The sequence below is a fragment of the Paenibacillus sp. ICGEB2008 genome, from assembly GCF_000307675.1.
GTDB classification, from domain to species: domain Bacteria; phylum Bacillota; class Bacilli; order Paenibacillales; family Paenibacillaceae; genus Paenibacillus; species Paenibacillus polymyxa.
Map to the genome: position 1 here is coordinate 53,570 of NZ_AMQU01000027.1, position 26,997 is coordinate 80,566.

21 protein-coding genes and 5 pseudogenes are annotated in these 26,997 nt (G+C 44.1%); 22 read left to right on the plus strand and 4 right to left on the minus strand.

From position 1 onward, the window contains the following. Window positions 1–239 precede the first annotated feature (239 nt). The 7 genes and pseudogenes from C400_RS0122885 (at window position 240) to C400_RS0122915 (ending at window position 7,413) form a co-directional block, all read left to right on the plus strand. Window positions 240–1,385, plus strand: coding sequence for a glucose-1-phosphate adenylyltransferase (locus C400_RS0122885; RefSeq protein WP_016821086.1), 1,146 nt, complete (start codon window positions 240–242; stop codon window positions 1,383–1,385). A gap of 23 nt (window positions 1,386–1,408) precedes the next feature. Next, complete coding sequence (gene glgD / locus C400_RS0122890) at window positions 1,409–2,512, plus strand: glucose-1-phosphate adenylyltransferase subunit GlgD (protein ID WP_016821087.1); 1,104 nt, start codon at window positions 1,409–1,411, stop codon at window positions 2,510–2,512. Window positions 2,513–2,558: 46 nt separating this feature from the next. Next, a pseudogene (locus C400_RS0122895) lies at window positions 2,559–5,011 on the plus strand (glycogen/starch/alpha-glucan phosphorylase). A 134-nt stretch (window positions 5,012–5,145) separates the two neighbouring features. Then, on the plus strand, window positions 5,146–5,754 hold the full coding sequence (locus C400_RS0122900) for a DUF2062 domain-containing protein (RefSeq protein ID WP_016821089.1): 609 nt from the start codon (window positions 5,146–5,148) through the stop codon (window positions 5,752–5,754). 203 nt (window positions 5,755–5,957) lie between these two features. Continuing rightward, window positions 5,958–6,263: pseudogene (locus tag C400_RS28200) on the plus strand (transposase); the annotation flags it as partial. Window positions 6,264–6,431: 168 nt separating this feature from the next. Next, complete coding sequence (locus C400_RS0122910; protein ID WP_016821091.1) at window positions 6,432–6,620, plus strand: hypothetical protein; 189 nt, start codon at window positions 6,432–6,434, stop codon at window positions 6,618–6,620. Beyond that, on the plus strand, window positions 6,613–7,413 hold the full coding sequence (locus C400_RS0122915) for a Cof-type HAD-IIB family hydrolase (RefSeq protein WP_017428357.1): 801 nt from the start codon (window positions 6,613–6,615) through the stop codon (window positions 7,411–7,413). Before C400_RS0122910 ends, C400_RS0122915 begins: the two co-directional genes overlap by 8 nt. A 198-nt stretch (window positions 7,414–7,611) precedes the next feature. On the opposite strand, the gene C400_RS0122920 is transcribed toward C400_RS0122915, so the two are convergent. Then, window positions 7,612–8,502, minus strand: a complete 891-nt coding sequence (locus C400_RS0122920; protein ID WP_017428358.1) for an AraC family transcriptional regulator — start codon at window positions 8,500–8,502, stop codon at window positions 7,612–7,614. 120 nt (window positions 8,503–8,622) lie between these two features. Here C400_RS0122920 and C400_RS28205 point away from each other — a divergent pair, with 120 nt between their 5' ends. The 5 genes and pseudogenes from C400_RS28205 (at window position 8,623) to C400_RS0122950 (ending at window position 15,557) form a co-directional block, all read left to right on the plus strand. Next, the gene (locus C400_RS28205) at window positions 8,623–9,006 is read left to right on the plus strand and encodes an MATE family efflux transporter (protein ID WP_269800359.1); all 384 of its coding nucleotides are present in this window, start codon (window positions 8,623–8,625) and stop codon (window positions 9,004–9,006) included. Continuing rightward, on the plus strand, window positions 8,987–10,000 hold the full coding sequence (locus C400_RS28510) for an MATE family efflux transporter (protein ID WP_017428359.1): 1,014 nt from the start codon (window positions 8,987–8,989) through the stop codon (window positions 9,998–10,000). The genes C400_RS28205 and C400_RS28510 overlap by 20 nt, the downstream gene beginning before the upstream one ends. A gap of 69 nt (window positions 10,001–10,069) precedes the next feature. Continuing rightward, window positions 10,070–10,699 carry a sugar O-acetyltransferase gene (locus tag C400_RS0122930; protein ID WP_017428360.1) on the plus strand — a complete coding sequence of 210 codons (630 nt, stop codon included), beginning with the start codon at window positions 10,070–10,072 and terminating at the stop codon, window positions 10,697–10,699. Window positions 10,700–11,633: 934 nt separating this feature from the next. Further along, window positions 11,634–14,310 (plus strand): annotated as a pseudogene (locus tag C400_RS0122940) (YhgE/Pip family protein). Between the two features lie 272 nt (window positions 14,311–14,582). After that, complete coding sequence (locus C400_RS0122950; protein ID WP_017428362.1) at window positions 14,583–15,557, plus strand: aldo/keto reductase; 975 nt, start codon at window positions 14,583–14,585, stop codon at window positions 15,555–15,557. 67 nt (window positions 15,558–15,624) lie between these two features. Here the strand turns inward: C400_RS0122950 and C400_RS0122955 are convergent, their stop codons facing one another. After that, window positions 15,625–16,605: a DMT family transporter gene (locus tag C400_RS0122955; protein WP_017428363.1), complete on the minus strand. Its 981-nt coding sequence runs from the start codon at window positions 16,603–16,605 to the stop codon at window positions 15,625–15,627. A gap of 183 nt (window positions 16,606–16,788) precedes the next feature. Between C400_RS0122955 and C400_RS0122960 the strand changes: the two genes are divergently transcribed. Then, complete coding sequence (locus C400_RS0122960; protein ID WP_017428364.1) at window positions 16,789–17,976, plus strand: GTP-binding protein; 1,188 nt, start codon at window positions 16,789–16,791, stop codon at window positions 17,974–17,976. A gap of 5 nt (window positions 17,977–17,981) precedes the next feature. Here C400_RS0122960 and C400_RS0122965 read toward each other — a convergent pair whose 3' ends face one another. Further along, window positions 17,982–18,848 carry a LysR family transcriptional regulator gene (locus C400_RS0122965; RefSeq protein ID WP_017428365.1) on the minus strand — a complete coding sequence of 289 codons (867 nt, stop codon included), beginning with the start codon at window positions 18,846–18,848 and terminating at the stop codon, window positions 17,982–17,984. Between the two features lie 131 nt (window positions 18,849–18,979). Between C400_RS0122965 and C400_RS0122970 the strand changes: the two are divergent. Continuing rightward, window positions 18,980–19,309, plus strand: a pseudogene (locus tag C400_RS0122970) (antibiotic biosynthesis monooxygenase family protein). Between the two features lie 120 nt (window positions 19,310–19,429). On the opposite strand, the gene C400_RS0122975 reads toward C400_RS0122970, so the two are convergent. Further along, the gene (locus C400_RS0122975; protein WP_016821104.1) at window positions 19,430–20,299 is read right to left on the minus strand and encodes a DUF421 domain-containing protein; all 870 of its coding nucleotides are present in this window, start codon (window positions 20,297–20,299) and stop codon (window positions 19,430–19,432) included. A gap of 271 nt (window positions 20,300–20,570) precedes the next feature. On the opposite strand from C400_RS0122975, the gene C400_RS0122980 reads away from it, so the two are divergent. The 8 genes and pseudogenes from C400_RS0122980 (at window position 20,571) to C400_RS0123015 (ending at window position 26,991) form a co-directional block, all read left to right on the plus strand. Continuing rightward, window positions 20,571–20,840, plus strand: coding sequence for a glutaredoxin family protein (locus C400_RS0122980; RefSeq protein ID WP_017428368.1), 270 nt, complete (start codon window positions 20,571–20,573; stop codon window positions 20,838–20,840). A 29-nt stretch (window positions 20,841–20,869) separates the two neighbouring features. Continuing rightward, window positions 20,870–22,210, plus strand: coding sequence for an LLM class flavin-dependent oxidoreductase (locus C400_RS0122985; protein ID WP_017428369.1), 1,341 nt, complete (start codon window positions 20,870–20,872; stop codon window positions 22,208–22,210). A 17-nt stretch (window positions 22,211–22,227) separates the two neighbouring features. Beyond that, window positions 22,228–22,757 (plus strand): annotated as a pseudogene (gene ssuE / locus C400_RS0122990) (NADPH-dependent FMN reductase). A 107-nt stretch (window positions 22,758–22,864) separates the two neighbouring features. Beyond that, window positions 22,865–23,755, plus strand: a complete 891-nt coding sequence (locus C400_RS0122995) for a LysR family transcriptional regulator (protein WP_017428371.1) — start codon at window positions 22,865–22,867, stop codon at window positions 23,753–23,755. 72 nt (window positions 23,756–23,827) lie between these two features. Next, window positions 23,828–24,679, plus strand: a complete 852-nt coding sequence (locus tag C400_RS0123000; RefSeq protein ID WP_016821109.1) for a transporter substrate-binding domain-containing protein — start codon at window positions 23,828–23,830, stop codon at window positions 24,677–24,679. Between the two features lie 76 nt (window positions 24,680–24,755). Then, window positions 24,756–25,535 carry an amino acid ABC transporter permease gene (locus C400_RS0123005; RefSeq protein ID WP_016821110.1) on the plus strand — a complete coding sequence of 260 codons (780 nt, stop codon included), beginning with the start codon at window positions 24,756–24,758 and terminating at the stop codon, window positions 25,533–25,535. Continuing rightward, window positions 25,532–26,242, plus strand: a complete 711-nt coding sequence (locus tag C400_RS0123010) for an amino acid ABC transporter permease (protein ID WP_016821111.1) — start codon at window positions 25,532–25,534, stop codon at window positions 26,240–26,242. The genes C400_RS0123005 and C400_RS0123010 overlap by 4 nt, the downstream gene beginning before the upstream one ends. Further along, window positions 26,239–26,991 (plus strand): amino acid ABC transporter ATP-binding protein, encoded by a 753-nt coding sequence (locus C400_RS0123015; RefSeq protein WP_017428372.1) that lies wholly within the window; start codon window positions 26,239–26,241, stop codon window positions 26,989–26,991. The genes C400_RS0123010 and C400_RS0123015 overlap by 4 nt, the downstream gene beginning before the upstream one ends. The last annotated feature ends 6 nt before the right edge of the window (window positions 26,992–26,997 follow it).

The window sequence follows — 26,997 nt, forward strand, 5'->3', positions numbered from 1 at the left end:
TGATCATGTTGTCATACGCTAATGCCTAAAAAGCATCCAAAATGTGAAATGATGAACGGGATTTTACGATTTAGTGATTCCTTGCACTCGTTCCGCATAACTATGATTTACCCTTTCCATCACATCTTACCCGTTCCATTGGTAATGAAACGATTACGACTGTCTTTTCACGTTTAATGGATATTATCAAATATCCTGCCACAATTGCTTCAGACGCACATGACAGGGAGGTCTTTGTTATGAGAAAGAAGGAAGTGGTTGCCATGCTGCTCGCCGGCGGACAAGGCAAAAGACTCAAAGGACTAACCCGCACACTGGCCAAACCGGCAGTATTTTTTGGAGGAACTTATCGTATTATTGATTTCCCTCTCAGCAATTGCTCTCATTCGGGAATAGACACCGTGGGCGTATTGACCCAATATGAGCCGTTGGTGCTTCACTCCTATATCGGCGTAGGCAGCGACTGGGACTTGGATCGCCTGGATGGAGGAGTTTTCGTTTTACCACCGCACGAAAAAGAGAATGGAAACAATTGGTACCGTGGGACAGCGGATGCGATTTATCGGAACCTGCATTTCCTGGATCAGTATGACCCGGAGCATGTGCTCATTCTGTCAGGGGATCACATTTATAAAATGGATTACAGTCGAATGCTCCACTATCACAAGGAAAAGGGAGCCGATTGCACCATTTCTGTTATCAATGTCACGATTCAGGAGGCCCAACGATTTGGGATACTGAACGCCGATGAGGACCTGAAGATATACGACTTTGAGGAGAAGCCTGAACAGCCGAAAAGCACATTGGCCTCTATGGGTATTTATTTATTCAAATGGGATGTGTTGCGTCACTACTTATTGGAAAGCGCAAGTGATTCTGAATCTTCACATGATTTTGGTAAAGACATCATTCCGCTATTGCTTCAGCATGGCCGGTCGCTGTATGCATACCCGTTTGCTGGGTACTGGAAGGATGTGGGCACCATTCAGAGCTTGTGGGAGTCTAATATGGATCTTCTGGTTCAGGACCCGCCGCTAGATCTGAATGACCCGTTCTGGCGCATCTATACCCGCAGCCCCAATCAACCTGCCCAGTATATCACCCAGCGGGCGATCCTGAAAAACAGCATCGTAAATGAAGGCTGCATGGTGGATGGAGAAGTAAGACACTCCGTACTGTTTTATGGGGTTGAAGTCGGTGAGGGGAGCGTTATTACCGATTCTGTCATCATGCCGAATGTAAAAATCGGACGCAATGTACGTATTCACCGGGCCATCGTGAATGAGAACATGGTTATTGAAGACAACGCAGTCATTGGACCTGAAGATAGCCTGGATGAGATTATTTTGTTCGATCAGGAAAGCCAGCTTCACGCACGAATATAACTCGGATAAGGACGGTGTCCGCTATGAGCCGGCTCATTGGAGTGATCAACCTGGATCACGAATTGGATCAATTGAAGGAGTTGACTTATTTCCGGTGCGGGGCAGCAGTACCCTTTGCTAGTCGATATCGGCTCATTGATTTCACCTTATCCAATATGATGCATGCAGGGATGCAGGATATTGCACTGTTTATCCGCCGCAAATACCGTTCGCTGCTGGATCATTTGGGTGAAGGTCGGCCATGGGATTTAGACCGCAGAAGGGGTGGGTTGTTTATTTTGCCACCGGACTGGAACGATCCGACGGACACATCACGTGGGGACTTGCAGCATGTGCACAATAATCTGGATTTTTTCCATCGCTCATCGGGGCAAACCATTGTTCATGCAGGAACTCAGCATATCAACAAGGTTGATTTAGAGGATGTATACCGATATCATCTGGAAAAGAATGCGGATGTCACCCTCGTATATAAACCCATTCACCAGCTCGAAACTGAGCATGCACCGTGTGTACGGCTTGAGATTGACGACAGCGGACGAGTGACCGGTATTCATCAGGAGCAGGATCATCATAATATTTATCTAGAAATGTTTGTGATGGACAAAAGCTTGTATCTGGATCAGGTAAAGCATTGCATTGCTCATCAGGATAATCATTTCTTTCGCGATGCGATTCAGAAAAATCCAAGTGGCCTGCGCATCTACGCGTATCGCTATGATGGTTATCATGCAGTTATTAATTCTATTGAGAGCTACTATAAAAATAGCATGAAACTGCTGGATCAGGAGCAATATCAAGCCCTGTTCCAGAATCAGCCCGTGCATACCAAAATCAAGTATGAAGCTCCGACGCGTTATACGTACAGCGCCGAGGTGGATCATTCCCTTGTTGCCAATGGCTGCACGATTGGGGGGAAGGTTGAGAACAGCATTCTTTTTCGTGGCGTGCAAGTAGAGGAAGGCGCGCGGGTAAGCAACTCGATTATTATGCAAAAATGCATCATCCGTAAAGGCGCAGTTGTGCAGAATGTGGTTTTAGATAAGGATGTACAGCTTTCACCAGATCGAACTCTGATTGGAGACATTAAAGTTCCCTATGTGATTGCCAAGAATAGCGTGATTTAAAAGATCATACTTAGCCATTAAAACGGAATTAACAGGAGGTACCACTTTGTTCAGCAATAAAGAAGCATTTAAGCAGGCCTTTCGAGAGCAACTAGTCGGAAGACTGGGTAAACCGATGCAGGAGGCTCAGTCGGAAGACGTATATAAGGTTTTGGGCGGCATGATTCGTGAACAAGTCGGCAAGAATTGGGCAGAAACGAACCAAGCCTACAAAGAAGGACAAGTGAAGCAGATTTATTATTTTTCATTGGAATTTTTAATAGGTCGTCTATTGGGCAGTAATTTGCTGAATTTGGGCGTATTGGATATGGTTCGGCAGGCATTGGGGGAATTGGGATGGAATCTGGAGGAAATCGAGGAACAGGAAGCAGACGCAGGGCTAGGCAATGGGGGTCTCGGCCGTCTGGCAGCTTGCTTCATGGACTCATTAGCATCCCTTGGCTATGCAGGGCATGGCTGCGGGATTCGATATAAATATGGCCTGTTTGAGCAGCGTATTGTAGACGGAAATCAGGTGGAACTGCCGGATTACTGGCTACAGAAAGGGAATGTATGGGAGGAACGTCGTCCTGACAAAAAGGTCGAGGTTCATTTTTGGGGGCGTGTGGAAACTCGTGAACAGGAGGGGCGTCTTGTGTTCGAGACACAGGATGCCGAGACGGTCTGGGCCGTCCCTTACGATATTCCGCTGGTCGGCTATGGTCATGCGCAGGTGAATACGCTACGGATTTGGAGTGCGGAATCCGCGCTTGATCCCGTTCGAGGACCGATTCGAGGCGAGGGCGGATATTACCGCTTTCTCGATTACAATCGATCGGTAGAGTCCATCTCGGCATTTCTCTATCCGGATGATTCCAATTATGAGGGTAAGCTGCTTCGCTTGAAGCAGCAGTATTTCCTCTGCTCGGCCGGATTACAGAGCATTTTGCGTACGTTTGAGAAGCTTCGTTTACCTTACAGTCAATTGCCTGATAAAATAGCACTGCACATTAACGATACCCATCCGACGCTGGTTATACCGGAACTGATGCGTATTTTGATGGACGTGAAAGGCTTGGGGTGGGACGAAGCATGGGATATTACGACACGGACCGTTTCATATACGAATCATACGATATTAAGTGAGGCGCTGGAACAATGGCCCGTCAACATGGTGAGAGAGCTGCTCCCCCGGATTTACTTGATCATTGAAGAAATGAACAAACGTTATTGCGCTATGCTATTAGAGCGTTATCCGGGTCAGGACATCAAAATTGGTGAAATGGCGATTATTCACGGTGAACAAATACGTATGGCTCATTTGGCCATCGTCGGCAGCTACAGTGTGAATGGGGTAGCTGCACTGCATACGCAAATCTTGAAGGAACGAGAGATGAAGTCCTTTCATGAATTGTATCCTGACCGGTTTAATAATAAAACAAACGGAATTGCTCATAGACGCTGGCTGATGCATGCCAACCCGGAGCTGGCAAGCTTGTATGATGAGACTATCGGTACACGTTGGAGAACCCGTCCACGCGAACTCATTGACCTGCTTCGCTACAGTGGGGACGAATCGTTCCAAGAACGGATTCAGGTGATTAAGCGAAATAATAAGGTCAGGCTTGCTGAGCATGTGTTTGCAAAACAGGGCGTACGACTGGATACATCCTCCATTTTTGATGTACAGGTCAAACGGTTGCACGGATATAAGCGACAACTGCTCAATATTTTGCATGTGATGCATCTATATAACCAGCTCAAAAGTAATCCTGCGCTGGATGTTACGCCACGCACATTTATTTTTGGCGCGAAAGCAGCCCCTGGTTATTTTCTCGCTAAACAGACGATTAAGCTCATAAATAATGTGGCGGACACGATCAATCGGGATGTAGATGTTAAGGACAAGCTGAAAGTCGTTTTCCTTGAAAATTATTCGGTCTCGCTGGCGGAGCTGATTATTCCTGCGGCGGATGTCAGTGAACAGATTTCTACGGCAGGCAAGGAAGCATCAGGCACAGGGAACATGAAATTTATGATGAACGGCGCGCTCACACTGGTACATTGGACGGAGCTAATGTTGAAATGCATGAAATGGTAGGCGATGCCAACATGTTCATTTTTGGATTGAAGGTAGATCAGATTGAAGACTATTATCGGAATGGACAGTATTCGGCACGCAAAACAGCCAACAGTGATGAAAGATTGCGTGAAGTGCTGGATCAACTGGTGAACGATGCACCTTTTACGCGGCATGAACGGGAATTTGAGGCCATTTATCAATCTCTGATTGATCATAATGATGAATACTTTGTGCTTAAGGATTTTGCAGCTTATGTAGATACGCAGGTTCATATTGAACAGGTGTATCGCAATCCTTCGGAGTGGACACGACGTGCTATTGTAAATATGGCCCATTCCGGGAAGTTCTCCAGTGATTGTACAATCCAGCAATACGCGGCTGAGATTTGGGACCTTGTACCTCTATCCAGCGATGTCAATAAGCGAATTGTGTTCTAAAATAGCGAAACAGGCGGAATAGCATTGCTTTTCGAACGCTGAGGGTTATAATGACAGTATAGACTAAGTAAGGATGGGGAGTTATTTGAACTCATTCCTAAACTTGAATTTGTACTGTTGAAGGAGTCCTCCTATTGATAAAGTTCAATCCGAAAAGGCTCAAACCTCATAAATCAAGGAAGAAATACAATGTGTTTCAAAATATATGGCGGGCGATTCGTCTGAATTTTATTAAGCTGTTGCGCGCCCCTGGTGGAGTTAAAAAGATCTCTTTGGGCTTCGCCATTGGCTTTGGTCTGGAGATGATCGTAATTTCCACGGCCTCTCTCGTATATCTCGTGTTTTACCCGATTGTTCGGCTGTCCGGTGGTTCGCTGCCTGCCGCCATTGTGGGTAACGTTGTCGGCAAGCTGACCTTTTTGCCTATTGTACTGATGCCATTCGCCAAGCAACTGGGAGCTTGGATTTATCCATCACATTATCCGGTACATGTCAGGGGCGGTCGACTTCACGAGCATTCTTTTATGGAGCTTTTTCACGGCAACTGGTCTGTATTCAGAGACTTACTGCACGGAGGCCTCCACATCCTGATCGGCATGTCTATTTTCGGTGTGGTGCTGGGCATAATTTCGTATTTTGTCATTCAGGTTCTGTATAACCGTTCGCTGCACAAACGGTTGGAAAAGCGGAAACTGCGTCATGGCGCAGGATTTTCGCCGACCAGATTGCTGAAGAATGGATAATGTTGTACATCAGAAGCTCCTTGAGCCTATCGTTTAGGCCTTGAGGGGCTTCTTTTGGGTTAAGCAAATCTTTACTTTTATGCCACGTCTAAGGATTATGTGTATGTTTCTTTTTGGGATTAACCTGGATGGATATACCGTGAAAATATAGAAAAACGAATATACATTCTTAAAAAAGGCACGACTACTGTTGTGGGAAAAATTTACCGTTTGGCGGAAAGATATTGTACTTCTCTAGCATTCTAGACCTGTACAACGGGGAGATTATGGCTTACAGTATAGCGGACAAGCAAGATACGTCCTTGGTTGTGGGTACGCTGAATCAACTTCCGAAATAGACAAGCATGCTGCTCCACAGCGTTCAGGGAAGCGTATATACGTCACAGGCTTATCAAGCTGTAGTAAAGGGAAAAGGCATGACCATGAGCATGTCCCGTAAAGGAACACCTGCTGATTATGCCCCTATCGAATCGTTTCATTCCACGCTAAAGTCTGATGTACTGAAATTAATTTATTGACATGAAACCAGTTACATATTTTAATCTTGTTTTGTAGCGAGAGATCATAGATAAGCATGTTACCAACTCGTTTTGAATTTTTTTTAGATACTTTTTAAACATTCATTATAAAGTATATAAAAAAAAGACCTTTATGAACTTCACAGGAAGCGAATATTCATGGGAATATTAGTGGGAATTATATTGACCACATGCATTTTGATAGGTTCGTATTTTATCATCAGCGCAATTGTATATTCGCAAAAAATTCAAATTCTTGTGGAAAACATGCAAGTGAAACACGTAGATCATTTTAATCAAAAGGACAAAAAAGACAAGCAAAAAACTGGAGGGCATAAGTATGATTAAACTTGTAGTCACGGATCTAGACGGAACATTTCTGAACAATAAAAGTCAGTACGATGTCGAACTTTTCAAAAAAGTTTATGGAGAGATGCAGCAAAAAGGAGTCACATTTGTCGCATGTACAGGTAAACAATGTGAACGTGTTGAAAAATTGTTTGACGAACATGGCAAGGGAGTTTGGATACTGGGTGACAGTGCTGCTCGAATTAAAAAAGATGGCCAAGTGGTTAAAGAGTTTAGTATTGATCGGGATCTAGCTCTACAGGCGATTGATCAAATTCAAGACTTCGACAACAATATGACGCTTATTGTATGTGCAAGTGATGCTGCGTACGTTCATTCTTCCATTTCAGAAGATATGTATAAAGTTGTTAAAGGCTCCTATGAACGTGTATTAAAAACAGACTCTTTTGCAAACATAGATAGCCGTTTTATCAAAATCACGGTCTTCGACACGGAGGGGCGAAGTACAGCATTAAGAGCACATGTTGAGAATACGTTGGGTGGACAAATTTATATTGTTGATTCTGAAGCTAGATGGCTGGATATCACGGCATTGCATACGCATAAAGGTGAGACAGTAAAGAAACTGCAAGAAATGTTGGGCGTCACATACGAGGAAACAATGTCATTTGGTGACGGCGAGAATGATGTGGAACTCATGGCAATCGCGAAATACAGTTTTGCGGTGAGTAATGCTTGTGAAAATACTAAAAAGGCAGCAAACTTCATTACTAAGTCAAACGAAGAAAATGGTGTTCTTCTCACGATTCAAAAAATACTGGATCTGCAGTGACCCTTGTCTGTCAAATGGTATTGCATTCTGTAAAAGAGCGGGGCAATGGTGTGATTGCCCCGCTCTTTTATCATTTGAGTTGCAGTGCCCGTACTCCTTATTGTTTGAATTTCTATATTACGCTTTTGACAAAATAATATTTGAGTTGGAAGACTGTTGTAATCCAGATGATTTCAAATCGGCTTGTATTACTTCCATTCAAGTTGAATCGTTATTCGAAACTTGTTTTCGATAATTTTGCGGAACTACACCCATCTGTTTATGGAAAATGGACGAAAAATAGCTAGCACTTTGAAAACCGCAGGCAAGTGCGATTTCACTAATGGATCTTCGTGTTTCTTTTAACATTTCGCAACTTTTTTGAAGGCGATATTGAGTGACATAGTTGTTGGGCGTCTGGCCCACATATTTGTTAAATAATGTACAGCAACGGCTTCTGCAAACGGCTCCTGCAGATGCGATCTCCTCAAGAGTTATTTTTTGATCATAGTTTTGATGAATGAAACGAGTCATTTCCTGAACATGTGTCAATACTCCAGATTGCCCAGAAATGGGTTGCAAATGATCCCCTATAGTAGCACACAAAGATAAAGCTTGTGATGCCAGACGAAGCGGATTGGGAGGAGTATGGTCCTTGTGCATTTCCTGATAGATTTCTTGAATGGAAAGTAATACTCTTTGCTGCCAATCAATCTGATTTGTAAGCACGACAAAATCATCCTTCATTAAACTAAACTTATCCCCCCAGTATGTTTGAACAAATGAAGGCTTTACACCAAGGATAGACGGATGAATGACGATGACAAGGAATAAACAATCGTTGTGGTCTGCAAGAGAATAACCGAAATGCAAGCGTTGGCTATTCACAAAAAGTCCATCTCCCTGCTGCAATCGAGTGATAGTTCCATTAACAGAGAAATCCATCGCTCCTTTTAATACGTAGATAAACTCCACGTCCACATGCCAATGCGCTACTGCTGTATGATTGTTAAATTGATGAAGGCTTCCCTTTCTTACGTAAAGTGGTAAATCAGGAATATTATAATTTAAACGTTCTGATAAATCAGAAAACACCTCTAAATTTGTCATCAACAAAATCATCCTTTGAATATATACGATTTTTATAAAATTATAGCCAATTTTAATGGAAATAACAATGATACTATCCTATTCTTATATTGTGGAAATCAACGAGAGGACAGGGTATAGGTGAGAAACCGTATACAATTTAGAGGATCTAGCAATCGTGATTTTAATCGAGAGTTAATGATGCTCGTCATTCCCATTGCATTACAAAATTTAATATCAGCAACCGTGATATCCGTTGGTGTATTTATGCTGGGTATGATTAGTCAATCTGCAATGTCAGCCGTATCACTCGCAGGGCAAATTACTTTTGCATTAACATTGTTTTACATGGGGATGTCAGCGGGGGCAAGTATCCTGACTGCGCAATACTGGGGAAGGGAGGATTTACCAACCATACAGCGCATTCTTAGTATTGCTTGCATGTTCTCCTTTTGTATCTCCATTTTGTTTTTTTTTGACTTCCTTCTTTCTTCCAGAGGCACTTATGTATTTATTCACCAATGATACTGAACTGATTCAATATGGCTCTAAGTTTTTACAAATGAATTCCTTTTCTTATCTCGTGATGGGAATATCGCAGATGTATCTCAGTGTGATTAGAAGTATGGAAAATGCAAAACTCAGTGCGTGGATTAGCTCCTTATGTTTGATCTTAAACATTTTGTTCAATGCCTTTTGCATTTTTATTTTATTCCCATCAAGACCCGAACTGGCCATTTCCGCAGTAGCTCTTGCCACGGTTTTAGCACGGATTATTGAACTAGTATGTTGTATGATTCACTCCGTAACCAAGGGGGGCATTCGTTTTCGTTTGCCTGTACGTGATGGCATTCAACGAAATTTATTAAAAGATTTCTTAAAATATACTCTGCCTGTACAGGGGAATTATATTGTATGGGGAGGAGCTCTTACCGCTACGGCTGCAATTATTGGCCATGTGAACTCCGATATGGTAGCAGCTAACTCGATAGCGTCTGTAGTTAAAAACCTAGCAGTTGTTCTCTGTGGAGGCATAGCTACTGGAGGCTCTGTACTTGTTGGAAAGTATTTGGGACAGGGTGACATCGAGAAGGCAAAGCATGCGGGCAACAAAATGTGTTTTTATGCTTTGATATTTGGAGTTATTGCAGGCTGCACGATTCTGTTCATTAAACCATTGGTATACTCCATCGTCAATTTGAATTCAATTGCTCAAAGTTACCTAGATGGAATGCTTTACATTAGTGCGTATTATTGTATGGCCAAATCGTTAAACTCCACAACTATAGCGGGTATATTTACGGCTGGTGGGGATTCCAAATTTGGATTTTGGTGCGACACTGTTGTCATGTGGCTTATTATTCTGCCGCTTAGTTACCTATGTGCTTTTGTTTGGCAAGTGCCGCCTATCTTTTTGTATATCGTCATCAGCTTAGACGAGATGATTAAATTACCCATTGCTTTTATTCGATATCGACAGTTTAAGTGGCTTAACAACATAACTAGAAACTTTGCATAAACCTGATCATAACTAAGGGTTATGCAATTTACTCTAATAAATACAAGCATTTATAAGGGAGAATGTTGCATGAATATCCAAGAACGAATGGCTAGCAAACAATTATTTACAGATCACGATGCTAATTATCCGAAAGAGGCTGCAGAGTTGGCGAAAGCACGCCAGCGTGGTAAGGCAATATGCTATGAAATTAATAATTTGCATCCGGATGATGTTGAAATGCGCAAAACGTTAATGAAACAACTCTTTGCAAGCATTGGAGAAAATGTATGGATGGAGCCGCCAATTCGCATGTCTTATGGTTCAAATACGACCGTAGGAAATAATGTATATATCAATTTCAATCTAACCGTGGTTGACGACTATAAAGTTACGATTGGTAATGATGTCATGTTTGGCCCGAATGTAACGATTGCTGTAACGAATCATCCTGTACATCCAGAAAAGCGCAAAGAAGGCGGGATGTTTGCATTACCAGTGGTCATTGAGGATGGGGCATGGATCGGGAGCGGAGCGATTATTGTTCCAGGAGTCACGATTGGCAAAGGGAGTGTAATTGGTGCTGGTAGTGTGGTAACCAAGGATATCCCGGCGAATGTAATAGCTGTTGGAAATCCATGCAGAGTTCTTCGTGAGATTACGGATCATGATAGGGAGTTCTACTATAAAGACATGCGTTTTGATCAGGTTGAATGGTAAGAAAAAGTGACCAATAGTTTTATAAAATAAAAATGCAGCTCACATAAAGTCAAATGGAACCATACAATCTTCGATCCATCTATCTTCTGGAGAGGGTTTTTTCTATGAATATACTTTATTTTTTTCTAACAATAGTTTCCCTTTATTTTGTCATTACAGCAATTGTGCATTCACGCTACACAAACTTGGTAGCCGATAAAATGGAAAAACAGTTTGAACATTACTTTAATGAAGATGCGCATCAAAATGATCAGCATATTGTATCAAATTGATAGCAATGCATTATTAAGCTAACGGGAGACGATAACTCAATAAAACTTAAAAGGCAACCGATCAACGTGGTCGGCTGCATGATTCCAATCGCGGTAACTGGCAGTTTGCTGTTTTCTACACTTCTGACTTTATTTGTGGTACCGTCTCTTTATATGTTGCTGGCAAAATATAAACTAAGACGCAAACTAAAGAAAGTACTGCCTTCAGCTTAAGAGGAACTGCCCTCATAACGTGAGACGAATCAAAACACCTTCAAGAGAATCAAGCCATGTCGTAAGATATGAAGATAACCTTGGAGGTGTTTTTACGTTAGCAACGAGAGTGAGTTATCCTTAGAAATAAAGATGAAAGCTATTGAAATGAGATTGGCAAGAGTTTCGATAAGAGAGGTTATGGAGCAACTGGGAATAAAGAATAAGGCACAGCTACAAACATGAATGAGGTGGTATCGAAATGGCGAAGAACCAATGTTTTGATCCCTGTCTCACAAATGGGGGGGGGGAGTCCCCAAATCAATAAATAGGGTGCTTTTTATTTGATGGAGGCTATGCCTGCAAATGGAGTTCGTTTATTACATTCGCTTCAGCCGCTCAAATCGTTTACAATACGTGTGCATACAACACTGGACGATAGGTTAATGTACATATGAGGAGTGGTGAGGTTGCGGAAGATATGGCAAATCTACTTAACAGACTGGAAAAATGTATTCAAAGTATCGACCGGGACTTTATTAGTCATTGGCATCATTCTTTTGCCTTCCGTCTACGCATGGGTGAATTTGAAAGCAATGTGGGACCCATATGCGAATACATCAGGTATTAAAATTGCAGTAACCAGCCAAGATCAGGGTGCTGAGGTAAATGGTAAAAAGATTAATATCGGCGACGAGGTTATACATAGCCTTGAAAATAACAAGAAGCTGGGTTGGACTTTTGTCAATGAAGCGGAAGCGCGAAAAGGGGTACTGAACGGTGATTATTATGCCAGCCTGCTGATCCCAAAAGATTTTTCAGAGAAAATTACGAGTGTGCTTACAGAAAATCCGCAGAAGCCGGAGATCGATTATGCTGTGAATGAAAAAATCAACGCGGTCGCTCCGAAAATTACTTCTTCAGGGGCAACCTCTCTGACAAACCAAATTAGCCAAAACTTTATTGAAACGGCCAGCCAGGCGGTTTTGACGAAATTAAAGGAAGCCGGAGTAAAGCTGGAAGAGGAGTTGCCGACGATTCGCAACATTGAGAATCGGGTGTTGGAGCTGAATAATCGGTTGCCTGATATCGATCGGTTGGGTAAGCAGGCATTGGAGCTGGAGCAGAATTTACCGAAAATTAAGGCTCAGGGCCAAAAGATCATTGCATTGAAGGAAAAAATTCCTGAAATCAACCGAGCTGGCGACCTAGTGCTTAAAATTGACAAAAACCTGCCTGAGCTGGACAAGGTGGCCGCAGTTATTTTGGATATAACAAAAAAAACTGCCCGATATTCAAAAAGCCGGTGACCGAATTGTTGAGCTGGATCAGAATTTCAATAAGGTAGAAAGTGCACTCGCTACCGCCTTGGAGGACACGCAAACGGCCCTAAAGGTCATTAATGCTGCCCGGACAGCACTGCCGGAAGTACAGAAAATAGCCGATACAGGCAAGGATTTTACAACTGGTATACTTGACTTTCTGGATAAAAACGAAGGTGCGCTTGATTCGATCGGAACCATAGTTAAAGAAGATTTACAGCTGGTTCAACAAATTGCGAATGAAGTTTCACAGATTACAGGCATCATTCGTGGTGTGGATTTTGATCCTAAAGCAGCACAAGCTGCGGCGAATCGGATTAGCGGTAGGCTCACGACTGCCGTAGGTGTGCTGGACCATATTTCTCAACTGCTGAACCGTGTGAACGGATATTTGCCTAGCCAGGCACTGAATTCACTTATTTCCCGGGTAAACGGGGTAGAGGATCGCTTCCGCCGATTGAATAGCACGGTCACTAGCATTGGGGATGCTATTCAGCGTGGTGAGAAGCCTGCCCAAAATCTGCTGGATGATGCTGACCGCCTTGCAGGAGAAATCAGTAGCGGAATTGACAGCATTTTGGACAATTATGATACGGAATATGCTCCTGCCATTCAAAAGGCGCTGGATCAAATCAAATCTGTTGCCCGCAATTCTGCCAATGTGTTGACCACAGCTCAAGAGCAGCTCCCGAATATTGATAAGCTATTAAATGATGCACAGGCCGCAGCTGAATTCGGCCAGCAAGAGCTAACACGTATCCAGCAGGACTTGCCACAATATCGCCAAAAGCTGCATGAAGCCGCTACGACGATTCAGGGACGTATGGACGAGTTTACGAATGCTGTGAACAAAGCAGCAGACTTCGTGAAGCACGATTTGCCAACGGTTAAAAGTAAAATTCATCAGGCGGCAGACTTTGTACGTAATGATTTGCCGAAAGCGGAACAACAGTTTGTTAAAATGGCGGATTTGATTGAAAACAAATTTCCTGAAGCTGAAAAAGCGGTACACCAGGTAGCCAATTTTGTCAGAACCGATCTTCCTGCTGCCGAGGATTCCATACGTCAGGCAGCAGACACGATCCGTAAGCTTAAGGGCGAAAATGCCCTCGGAAGAGCTATTGCGTTGCTTAAGGGAGATGTAAAAAAGGAAAGTGATTTCCTCGGTAGTCCGGTATCACTGAAGCAGGAGCGGATATACCCGATTCCTAACTATGGTTCTGCGATGTCACCTTTTTACACTACATTATCGATTTGGGTAGGTGCGATGCTGCTGGTCTCCATGTTCAGGGTAGATGTGGATGACCCGGAAGGTCAATATAAAAGCTACCAGGTGTATTTTGGACGGCTCATGACGTTTTCTACAATTGGTATTTTTCAGGCGCTGAGCGTATCTCTCGGTGATTTGTTCCTGTTGGGAACATATGTGGATGCCAAAGTAGCATTTGTACTCTCCTCTATGCTGATCAGTCTAGTGTTTACGGCCATGACCTATACTTTGGTTTCGGTGTTCGGCAATATCGGGAAGGGTCTGGCAGTCATCCTGCTGGTGCTCCAATTCTCCAGTTCAGGGGGCACATTTCCTATTGCGACGAGTACAGCTTTCTTTCAGACCCTGAATCCGTTCGTACCGTTCACCTATGCGGTTAGTCTACTACGGGAAACGGTAGGAGGAATGTTGCCTTCAACGGTAACACGAGATGTAGTGATGCTGTTTGTGTTTATCGGAATTTGCTTCCTGTTTGGATTAGTACTTAAGAAGCCGCTCAGCAAGCATACGAAGAAAATGGCAGAGCGAGCGAAAGAAACAAAATTAATTCCTTGATTGTTAAAAAGAGAGTGAGTTACGGTGGCTGAGGTGAGCGGCTCCGCCGTAAAGTCACTTTCTTAACATTCGGCGTGTAGTATGTAGGGGTGGCCTCCGCATGTAATGCTTCGGCATGGTACGGAGGCTTTTTTGCATGCGCTATCCACCTTTTCAAATCCATTTTGGGGTGTTTCAAAGGGGGTTATTCTGGTGAATGAAGTGGGTATGGTCTTTTTTTATGCAATTTTTCGGAATTTAAAAAAAATCCTTAAGCAAAGGCGGGAGATAGTATGGAATATTCATACTTAGGAAAGTCAGGCTTGAAGGTTAGTCGGTTATGTCTAGGCACAATGAATTTCGGACCGGAAACTGAAGAAAAGGATGCTTTTAAAATTATGGATGCCGCGCTGGATGCGGGCATTAACTTCTTTGATACGGCTAATGTATATGGCCATGACCGTAAAGGCTGGACAGAAGAAATTATCGGACGATGGTTCCAACAGGGTGGTGGAAGACGCGAGAAGGTCGTATTGGCGACCAAGGTATATGGAGACATGAAAAATGAAAATGACGGGCCCAATGCAGGATCGGGCTTATCTGCATACAAAATTCGCCGTCATTTGGATTCGTCGCTGAAACGTCTGCAAACAGACCATATAGAGCTATATCAAATGCATCACATTGACCGCAACGTGTCATGGGATGAGCTATGGGGCGTATTTGAGTCCGTGGTGGATCGGGGACAAGTTGGCTATATCGGTTCCAGTAATTTTGCGGGTTGGCACATTGCGGTGGCGCAGGCCGAAGCGAAGGCACGGCGTTTTCTGGGACTGGTATCGGAGCAGCATTTGTACAACCTGAACGAACGCTCAGCTGAGCTTGAAGTATTACCGGCAGCTCAAGAGCTGGGTCTGGGTGTGATTCCATGGAGTCCGTTGGCGGGCGGACTGCTGGGACGCAATGCATTAGCAGGTACTGGTTCCCGTAGCGCACGTGCCAAGGAAAAGGTAGAGCAGAATCGTGCGAAGCTGGAGCAATTTGCAGCGTTGTCCCGCGAGCTGGGCGAAAAGGAAGACGTGATTGCCCTGGCTTGGGTGCTATCTCATCCGGCCGTGACGGCTCCAATTATCGGACCACGTACATTAGAACAGTTAGAGGATGCGCTGCGGGTACCTGAGGTTAAATTAAGTGAAGATGTGCTTGCCAAGCTGGATGAGATTTTCCCGGGTCCGGGAAAACCTGCACCAGAAGCCTACGCTTGGTAATGGATTGATCATAAATCGGCAAAAAGCAGCAGATCAGAAGCCTCTTCTATGATCTGCTGCTTTTGCATTAAACGGAATCTGCCTTTTTAGATCGTATTTGCTGAACAGTCGTTTTTTGATGTGATACATAGCTATGCAGACTCATACCAAGGATAACGATGAACATTCCCAGCCATGACCAAGCAGATGGGATGGGGATAGACAAAAAGATTAATTCCCCCATTAGTGCAAAAAGCACTTCCAGCGATTGTGTGGCTTCTACTGTGGCCAGCTTTTGCATATTTCCACGTACCTGATCTGTAGCTTTAAAAAATAAAACCGTAGCAATGACCCCTGAGAACACGGCCACCAGAGCAGACTGTATGGTCTGATCCTTGCTTGGCAATCCTGTGCTAAAAACCCCGTATAACGAAAGCAATAACCAAAAAGGCAGGCTGGCTATAGTCATTCCGAGCACACGTTGATAGGCATCTAACCGCCCCGCACAAACTTCCATCATTTTACGATTACCTAAAGGGTATGCGAAAGAAGCCAGTATGACAGGCAATATACCGAATAAAAAATCTTGAGTAGAAATAGATTGCGACTGTTCGATCTGCATCACAATAATTCCGATTAAAATAATCAGAGACATCAATAGTCCTTGGATAGGGATTTTTCCTCGTACTTTGACAGGTCCGTTCTCCGTATGGACAACCTCAGCAAATAAAGGAACAAGCAAAGAACCGGAAATAATGGTTATTTGCCAAGTTCCTGCGATCAACCAACCTGGTGAATATGCCGATGCGAAGCATAACGGAGCATAAAATAAACCAAATCCGATGAAGCTCCACCACAGCCACCTTCCCGGTTGTTCCTTCATAACTTTCCACAGAGGCTTAAGCTTATGCTGGGCCATGACAATGACAAACAGCATAGGAACCATAAACAGATAACGTAACGAAGCACTCCAGATCCAGCTTCCCCCAGACAGCTCCATAGACCGATTGAGAACAAATGTAAAAGCAAAAAAGAAAGCTGCAAACACACCTAACCAGATTGAGCGCATAGCATTCTCCTAATTCTTTAAGTGTCGTTATTTCTCATATTAATGACTCAAGATCATTCATTTCAAGAGTTTCTTTACAGTTGACAAAGCAAAAGGAATAATGTATATTTCTGAATGCTGATTTAATAGTAATAATTACGATTAAAACAATAATAAACCAATATTAAAGGGAGTGCACCAGCAATGAATAAGAAACCAATCCCGGTAACCGTGTTGAGCGGGTATTTGGGTGCAGGAAAAACGACGATTCTGAATCATGTATTAAACAATCGAGACGGAATGAAAGTAGCAGTCATCGTTAATGACATGAGTGAAGTGAATATAGATGCCGAGCTGGTTAAGAAAGAGGGCGGCTTGTCCCGAACAGAAGAAAAACTGGTCGAGTTGTCTAATGGCTGTATTTGCTGTACATTGCGTGAAGATTTATTACTTGAGGTCAAGAAGCTGGCGGAACAAGGTGAGTTTGATTATATATTAATCGAATCTACAGGCATCAGTGAACCCGTACCCATCGCTCAAACCTTCACATACGCTGATGAAGAAACAGGCATTGATTTAGCTTCGCTGGCAAAACTGGATTGTATGGTGACTGTAGTCGATGCGAACCGTTTCTGGCATGACTTTGAATCAGGAGAAACGCTGCTGGATCGCAAGCAGGCTACTGGAGAAGATGACACACGTGATATCTCGGACTTGCTAATTGACCAGATTGAAACTTGTGATGTATTGATTCTGAATAAGTGCGATCTGGTTCAGCCCGCAGAGCTGGACAAGCTGGAGGGTGTGCTGCGGAGATTGCAGCCTGAAGCCCGAATCATTCGCACCTCCAAGGGAAAGGTCACGCCTACGGACATTTTAAATACGGGGCTGTTCAACTTTGACAAAGCTAGTCAATCCGCTGGATGGATTCGCGAGCTGGAGCTGGAAAGCCACACACCGGAGACGGACGAATATGGAATCAACTCCTTTGTTTATCGCCGCAGAAGACCGTTCCATCCTGCAAGATTGGCAGAATTTATGAGCTACTGGCCGGAGGAAATCGTTCGCGCCAAGGGTTTGGCCTGGATTGCAGCCCCCCAGGATTGGGCAGCGAGTATCAGCCAGGCAGGGCCATCTATTCAATTTGGTCCAGCGGGAAGCTGGCTTGCGGCGTTGCCAGAAGAAGAACAGCAGGAAATCGTCGCGGCCAACCCTGAGGTTCTGGACCATTGGGATGAGCAATGGGGAGACCGCTTGAACGAAATCGTTATGATCGGTATCGGAATGAATCGGCTGAACTTGGAAGAAGAGCTAGATGAATGTCTGCTGGACGATAGCGAAATGGAAATGGACTGGTCCAGCTTTGAGAATCCGTTGCCTTGGCCAACATGAAGAAACTAGTTGATCCATTCAGTAATAAAATCCATACACTTCTTGGCGGCTGGAGCCATGTTCTTTGAGGAGGCAGTAGCGATACCAACGGAACGGAAATATGGTCCATCCAAGGGCCGAATACAAATTTCATAAGGGTTTTGCACTAAAATCATTTCGGGCAGGATACTTACGCCCAGGCCATTTTGCACCATAGCCATAATGGCATGATCATCTTCTAATTCATATTTGATTTTCGGAACAAGCTTATGCTGGGAAAAAATTCTCTGTACATCTGTGTCACAGCCTGAAGCCGGCATAATGAAGGGTTCATGGAGAAGCTGATCCACACGTATGCTTGTTTGCTCCCGAAGCACATGATTAGATGGAAGTACGCACAGCATTCTTTCTTTTTTTAACGGTAATACTTCCAGTCCATCGAGAGTAGGCAGATTAACGAAGCCAAAATCAGCTTCTCCGCTGGCTATCCATTTTTCAATGTCATGGTAGTTCCCGTCAAGCAACTTTAGTTCAATAAGTGGGAACTGCTCGTTAAACTTTTGGATGATCCCAGGCAACCAATGGATGGATACACTTGAGAATGTGCCTATCTTTACAGTTCCGGTTTCCAATCCTTTGATGAGGGCGACCTCTTGATACAGCTTTTCATTCATTTGTATGATTTCTCTGAAATGCTTCATCAGACGTTCTCCGTTGCTGGTCAATTGGATGCCTGAACGTCCTCTAATTAAAAGAGTCAGGCCCAATTCCTGCTCCAAAGCGGAAACGGCATGGCTAATAGCGGATTGTGTTAGATTGAGAAGTTCTCCTGCTTTGGTAAAGCTTCCTGCTTCTATTACGCTAAGAAAGACCTTATATTTAAACAAATTCATATGTCCTCCAACTTAGAATGAAATATATTCATACATAGTATCACATATATTCATTTTTTTTATCTCAGCTTTGTGGTTATAATCGAACTTGAGAAAAATGCCGATTAATCATTAATTTCTGGGAGGTACCTATGAGTTCAATTGCAAAGACACCACTGCCCCCTTATTATGCAGCTATTTTTACTTCTGAACGTTCGGAAGGGGATGGTGGATACGGAAAGATGGGGGACAAAATAGTGGAACTGGCTGCCAAGTAGCCTGGCTTTCTAGGTGTGGAAAGTGTTCGTGACCAAAACGGAGTGGGCATCACAGTGTCCTATTGGGAGTCTTTGGACGCTATAAAACATTGGAAGGATAACGAGCTGCACAAGGTAGCACAGGAGAAAGGGAAATCCGAGTGGTATACAGCATTCGGTTTAAGAGTGAGCAAGGTAGAACGAGATTATTTTTTTACAGTGTAAACATGAAATGCGCACTGGCCCTGTAATTACAAAAGGAGCGTCTTCCAAGCCATAAACGGCTGGCAGGACGCTCCTTTTTTTGTTCCTATGCTTATACTCTTACGGGCTATGTGTATATGCTCAGGAGTTAGATGTATTTACCGGCTTCATCTCCTGTATAGCTTGTTTCAAACTTTGTGAGCATTGTTCGTATAGTTGTTTTCTTTGCTGCTCACTGGAGCCAGATGCGAGCTTTTGCAATTCAGTAGTGCACTGTTCTAATAGAGTCAGCACGGCTTGATTAGAGTCCTGTACCTTGGATTGTTGTACATTATCGCTATATTGGTCAATATATAGTTCTCCTTGTGTGTCCACCTGGGCAAAAAACACATCTTTGACCGTTAGACTCTTTTCCTTTAGCTTGGCATCCAGCCATTGCTGAGTAATCCCCATGTATGCCATTTGTTGCTCCATAAGTTGTCCATCCATAATGACTGCAGTAGGTTCCTTCTCCGGTAGCTGCAGCATATTCAGATCCTTAAGCGTCACAGGCTGCTTGTCTTTGGTTAACAGCACATTGACTTCGCCACTAGTTTCCATAAGAGCAAATTCTACATCAGCTACTTTGAATACATTCTTGCTTCGAAGCTGTTCCATGAGTTCATCCAGGGTGAGTCGCTCTTTTCTCAGATTATCCTCTAAAATTTTGCCGTCTTTGATTAGGACTGTCGTCTTTCCATCTGATAAATCCCTGACTTTCTTGCTTTTAATTTGCAAAAATTCAATGCCAAGTGTTGTCAGTACCCATACGGCTAACGATACAGTACCCAAGTACCAGGAGGATTCGCGTTCCAAAGGGATAGAAGCAGCCAAGTTACCGATGGTGATTCCAGTTATATATTCGAACAAGGAAAGCTGTGATACCTGACGTTTTCCGAGAATCTTGGTAATCACAAAAAGAATAACGATGGCTAATAACGTACGTAAAGCTACAATGGTCCATTCCTGCATTTGTCCAACCTCATTTCATTTCGCCATAAGGGCGCTACTATTCCAAGGATGTCCGCGCCAAGTCCCATTTAAACTCTAATCTACCCAAATTTAAATAACAGGCTGTCACCTATCCGATTCAATGCAATATAAAATTAAAATTTTCTATCGTTTAATTACCATTGTCTATTAGTCAAGCGATTGACGGAAAGAAGGGAGCAGGATACATTATAGATATAATTCATATTTAATCAATCGGGATTATAAACATTAAACTCGCGGAGGTATGTATATGTCATCCAAACCTAAAGTTGTAGTGTGGAGCAAAACCGGCTGTCATTTTTGTGGAGAGATAAAATCGTACCTAGAATCCCAAAATCAGCCGTATGAAAATATCCAAGTGGACGGTAATGATGCACTGCGTGATGTGTTGGAGACCAAATATGGTATTCGCTATGTTCCTGTCGTAGAGGTAGGCGGAGATAACAAATATGAAGCACTTCTTAACCCGGATCTGGAAGAGCTGGGTAAAGTGCTGGAAAGTTATAATCAAGCGGTATAACAATTATATTCAAGAGAGGTGGAAGAGCCATGGCTAAGAATAGACAGATTAAATTGGGTGCGATAATTCACGGTGTTGGGGGAAGCATGACGACTTGGCGCCACCCTGATGTACCGGCGGATGCCAGTGTTAATTTTGAATTTTATAAAACGCAGGCGCAAAAGGCAGAGGAAGGGAAGTTTGATCTCGTATTTATCGCAGACGGTTTGTTTATTAACGAAAAATCCATTCCTCACTTTCTGAACCGTTTTGAGCCAATTACGATTTTGTCTGCTTTGGCTGGGGTGACGAAGCATATCGGACTGGTCGGCACATTGTCGACTTCCTATAGCGAACCGTTCACGGTAGCACGCCAGTTTTCTTCCATTGATCATATTAGTGGAGGTCGTGCAGGCTGGAATGTAGTGACTTCCCCGCTGGAAGGTTCTGCTCTTAACTTTAACAAAGGGGAGCATCCATCGCATCCACAGCGCTATAAAATTGCCGATGAATATTTGCAGGTGACCAAAGGACTATGGGACTCGTGGGAAGAGGATGCGTTCGTTCGTGATAAGGAAGCCGGCGTATTCTTTGATCCCGACAAGCTGCATACACTGAACCACAAAGGTGAGTTTTTCTCTGTGCAGGGTCCGCTTAACATTGGACGATCCAAGCAGGGACAGCCGGTCATTTTCCAGGCGGGTTCCTCAGAAGATGGCAAAAACCTGGCTGCCAAGGAAGCGGATGCTGTATTTACAGGACATGAAACCTTGGAGGAAGCGCAGCAGTTTTACCGTGATGTGAAGGAACGTGCGGTGCGCTATGGCAGATCAGAAGAGGATATTGTCATTTTGCCAGGCATTTCGCCGATTATTGGCAGTACGCCAGAGGAAGCGGAACGCAAGTATGAGGAGATTACCAATCTAGTAACGATCGAGGCTGCGTTAAAATATTTGGGGCGTTTTTTCGATCATCATGATTTCTCACAATATCCGCTGGATGAGCCATTCCCTGAGCTTGAGGGTATTGGCAGTAATTCATTCCGCAGTGGTACAGATAAAATCAAACGAACAGCCAAAGAGCAGAATTTGACCCTGCGTGAGGTTGCATTACGTTCAGCTACGCCGAGAACCTCTTTTATTGGAACTGCTGAGCAGGTAGCGGATCGAGTGCAAGAGTGGTTTGAAGGAAAAGGCGCAGACGGATTCATTATCGGTTCCGACGTGCCAACGGGCCTACATGATTTCGTAAATCTAGTTGTGCCTATTTTGCAGGAGCGCGGTATTTACCGTCAGGATTATGAATTTAGCACATTGCGTGAAAACCTGGGCGTACCGATTCCTGAGAATCGTTATACAGCAGCCAGATCCAAAGTGAAAGTTGACGCATAACAGAAGGAGGGAATGAGATGTCCAAGGTTGTCATCCTATCAGGCAGTCCATCTACACAATCCCGTTTGTACTGCTTGATTCACTATGCAACTGAGCAGTTACGGGAGGCTGGAGCAGAGGTTACATTACTGAATGTGGTCGACTTGCCAGCTGAGGATTTGATCAAAGCTAACTTTAATAGTCCCGACGTCACAGCATCGCTTGCGTTGCTTGCAGACGCAGATGCCGTCATTGTGGCTTCGCCAGTATATAAAGCCGCCTATTCAGGGCTATTGAAAATATTTCTGGATCTGGTTCCGCAGGAAGGTCTGAGAGAGAAGCCTGTCTTGCCTTTATTTATCGGCGGTACACTGGCCCATCTGCTGGTCATTGACTACGCCTGAAGCCGGTGCTCAACGCGCTGGGGGGAAGACATATTCTTGGTGGGGTGTATGCGGTGGATCAGTGGGTCGAGCGCCTGCCGGGTGGAGCATATGGATTGTCCGAAGAGTTGGTTGTACGATTGGACCGTTCGGTTAAAGAACTAAATGAACTGTTAAAGTTATAGATATTTTCAATATTTCCATTGACAGGTCGTTCAGTGAGTTTTATGATACAAAAAACCAAGTTAACTCATTGGATAAATGTATATAAAACTTACTGGGGGACTTGCGTATGAATATCGAGAATATGGAAGCCTTTGTATACGTGAATCATTATGGAAGTTTTAATAAGGCGGCAGAAGCGTTGTTCTTGTCACAGCCCTCTGTCACAGCCCGGATTCAGACGCTGGAACGCGAGCTTGAGTGTAAGTTATTCGACCGTCAAAGCAAACAAACGATTCTGACCGAGGATGGACGAAAGTTTCTTCCTTATGCAGAGCAGATGCTCCAAGTGCTACAAAAAGGGAAGCAAAAGCTTCAACAGCGCAAGAAAGCCCCTCAGCAAATTCGAATCGGCTGCACGATATCGGTGTCGAACTACATTATTCCTGAAATATTAAAGCAGCTTCGTGCTCGGTATCCGGAAATCAACTACAAAATTGTGACGGCTACGACGGATCAACTGGTACATAAGCTGTTGAACCGTGAGGTAGACATTAGTTTTGTCCGTAAAGTGATGCATCCGGCTATTCGTACGCTTGCCTTTTATGAAGACCCGATTTCCCTGTATGTATATGAAGGCCACCCGTTTACGAAGACAGGTAAGGCTAGCATACAGGATATCCAACGTGAAACACTGGTGTTTTTCGAATGCGGATCATTAGATTGGATGAGGATTCATCGATCTTTTGAATCACTGGAGCAGCCACCGGATATAGCTTTTCAGGTAGACAATGTGGTCACGGCCAAAAAGCTGGTATTGCAAGAGGCGGGCATTGCCTTTTTACCGGATGTCTGTGTGAACCGTGAAGTGAAGGATCAGAGGCTGTTCCGCATTCATGTTCCAGAGGTGGCTGGGGTATCTATGCAGATTAGCATAATCGCGGCCAAAGAAGACTGCGCAGTGACCTCGGATTTTTCAGATGCACTGACAGAAGGCTTCAGGGAGGCTGTTTTGTTATAGAAAAGTTCTATAGGTTGGTGGATTGACTTATGTCGCAAACTGCTGATATGCAAAGAGATGAGGGGGATTCATATGAAAAAGTGGTTTGCAATATTGTCTGTTATGGCAATCATTCTGGTGTTGGCTGGCTGCGGTTCCTCAGATGACACGTCTAGTGCGTCAGGTTCAAGCGGAGACGTGAAGAAAATTATCGTAGGCACAGGTACTCAATTTAAAAATGTATGCTTTATTGACGAAAATGGAAATTTAACAGGCTTTGATGTGGAGCTGATTAAGGAGCTGGACAAGCGCCTGCCTCAATACGAGTTTGAATTCAAAACGATGGATTTTGGAAATCTGCTGCTCAGTCTCGATGCCGGCAAGATTGATCTGGTATCGCATCAAATGGAGAAAAACCCGGAACGCGAAGCCAAGTATCTGTTCAACAAAAATCCGTATAGCATTTTTCTGAACAGAGTGGCTGTAGCGAAGGATAATAATAGCATTCATTCCATTGATGATTTAAAAGGGAAAAAGGTACTTACCAGTCCAACCAGTAATGCGGCGTATGTGCTGAAAGAGTATAACAAAACCCACGGGGATGCTCTGAATATCGTATATACGTCTGGTGCAGCCAATGATACGGTGCAACAAATTACGAGCGGCCGTATAGATGCGACCATTACGACAGACTTTGCGAACCGTTTTAACACCGATGAAAAAGGAGAAGTAGCTCTGAAAACCGTCGGTGATCCTTTGACTCAATCGGATGTGCTGTATGTACTGAACAAAAATGAGCAAGGATTGGCGGATGACCTGGACAAAGCCATTCAGGAAGTGAAGGACGACGGCACGTTGTCGAAGCTGAGCATCAAATGGCTTGGAGAGGACTTCACAAAGTCCCTGGAGGATGTGAAAAAAGAAGGTTCCAGCAGTAAGAAGTAAGGACAGACTTGGACATTTCAGCGGTCAGGGTACTTTATGTATTCTGACCGCTGATGTATAGAAAGGAGGCAGGCATATGAGCAGAGAGTTCAATATTGATTATGTTTTTAGCTTTATCCCGAAAATGCTGTCCTATTTGCACATCACCTTGTTTATTGTGGCAAGCTCGCTTGTGTTGGGACTGATCATTGGTCTGTTGGTTGCGCTGCCTCGCATGTATAACATTCCATTTCTCAAACGTGTTTCTCAGGTGTATGTTTCTTTTTTCCGTGGAACCCCTATTCTAATTCAATTGTTTCTGGTGTATTACGGCCTGCCAGAGCTACTAAAGCTGGTGGATATCAATTCCTCCAGATGGGATGTGCTGTGGTTTGCTGTAGCGACCTATGCGCTCAACAGTGGAGCCTTTATTTCTGAAATTATCAGGTCTGGTGTAGGAGCTGTAGATCGGGGACAAATCGAGGCTGCACAGTCAGTCGGCATGTCAGGCTATCAGGCTTTTACACGTATCATCTTGCCACAAGCGCTGGCTGTGGTGGTTCCCGTATTTTCCAATCTGGTCATTGGTAATTTGAAGGATACTTCGCTGGCGTTTACCATCGGTGCGATGGAGATGACAGGAAAATCGCAAACATTAGGCTCGGCTACCCAGCATTTTGTTGAAACGTATATCGCGTTGTCTCTTATCTATCTGGTGATCAGTCTGATTGTACAAAAATTATTCAAGGTGCTGGAAAATACGCTTCTCCGGCATGAGCATAGAGATTCAGTACAGAAAGAGCCCGCAAAACGAAAAGGTTTTGTGGTGCGTTACCTGAGAAGTCCTCGTCTGAGTAAAGGAGGTAAAGGCATATGAGTCTGGACTTTGGATTTGTATACACCGCCTTTTTAGGATTGTTCTCGGCGTTGCCCAACACTTTAATCATTACAGTGGTTTCCGTGCTGGCAGGGTTGGTCATCGGGATTATAACGGCGTTGGCACGAATTTATAACGTTCCTGTGTTGTCGCAAATCTCTCACGCTTACGTTACTTTTATCCGAGGTACACCGATGCTGATGCATCTGCTGCTTATTTATTTCAGTTTGCCTTTGTTGATTGATGCAGGAGCGAAGCATTTCGGTTGGTCACTGCAATCCAAAGACGTTCCTTATATGGTATTTGCACTCATTTCGTTCTCCATTACCAGTGGCGCCTATATGTCTGAGGTCGTCCGTTCCGGAATCCAGTCGGTCAACAAGGGCCAAATTGAGGCGGCTTATGCGGTTGGTATGACGACATGGCAAGTATTGAGACGCATCGTATTTCCACAGGCGTTTGTGGTGAGTTTGCCGAACCTGACGAATTCGGTTATTGGGATGCTGCATGGCTCTACCTTGGCCTTCACGGTTTCGGTCACGGAAATCCAGGCACAGGCTGAAATTCTGGCATCCACCAACTGGAAATATTTAGAGGTGTATATTGCGGCAGCACTGCTATTTTGGGGCTTGACGGTATTGATTGAGCGAATATCCGGCTTGGTGGAGAAAAAAATCAATGTGTTTAATGGAGGTCGAGCATCATGATCCGTCTGCAAAATATTACAAAGTCGTTCGGCAAACATGAAGTGCTCAAAGGCATTGATTTGACGGTAAACAAAGGCGAGGTCGTTGTTATCTTAGGACCAAGCGGTTCAGGAAAAACAACCTTGCTACGCTGCATTAATTATCTGGAAAAGCCGAATGACGGAGAAGTCCGCATTGGCGATTTTACCGTGAACTGCAAGCGACCTGCGAAGAAGGATGTTTTGGCCTTGCGTAAAAAGACGGCTATGGTGTTCCAGCAATATCATTTGTTCAAGCATAAAACTGCGCTGGAAAATGTCATGGAGGGACTCATTGTTGTCCGCAAGGTTAAGCAGGAGGAAGCCAAAAAAATCAGTATTGAAGTGCTGGAAAAGGTTGGCCTCGGCGAAAAACTGAATCATTATCCGAGCCAGCTATCCGGCGGCCAGCAGCAGCGTGTCGGCATCGCGCGCGCTTTAGCGCTGAACCCAGAGGTGATTTTATTTGATGAGCCGACTTCGGCGCTGGACCCTGAACTGGTGGGTGAGGTGCTGTCGGTAATCCGCAAGATTGCGAAGGAAGGCATAACGATGATTGTCGTGACACATGAAATGGGCTTTGCGCGTGATGTTTCTAATCATGTGGTATTTATGGATGGCGGCCATATTATTGAGGAAGGCACACCGGACGCTATTTTTAACCACCCCAAAGAGGAGCGTACCCAACAATTCCTGAAACGAATTACACCAGAATATAACTATTCAATTTAGACGGGA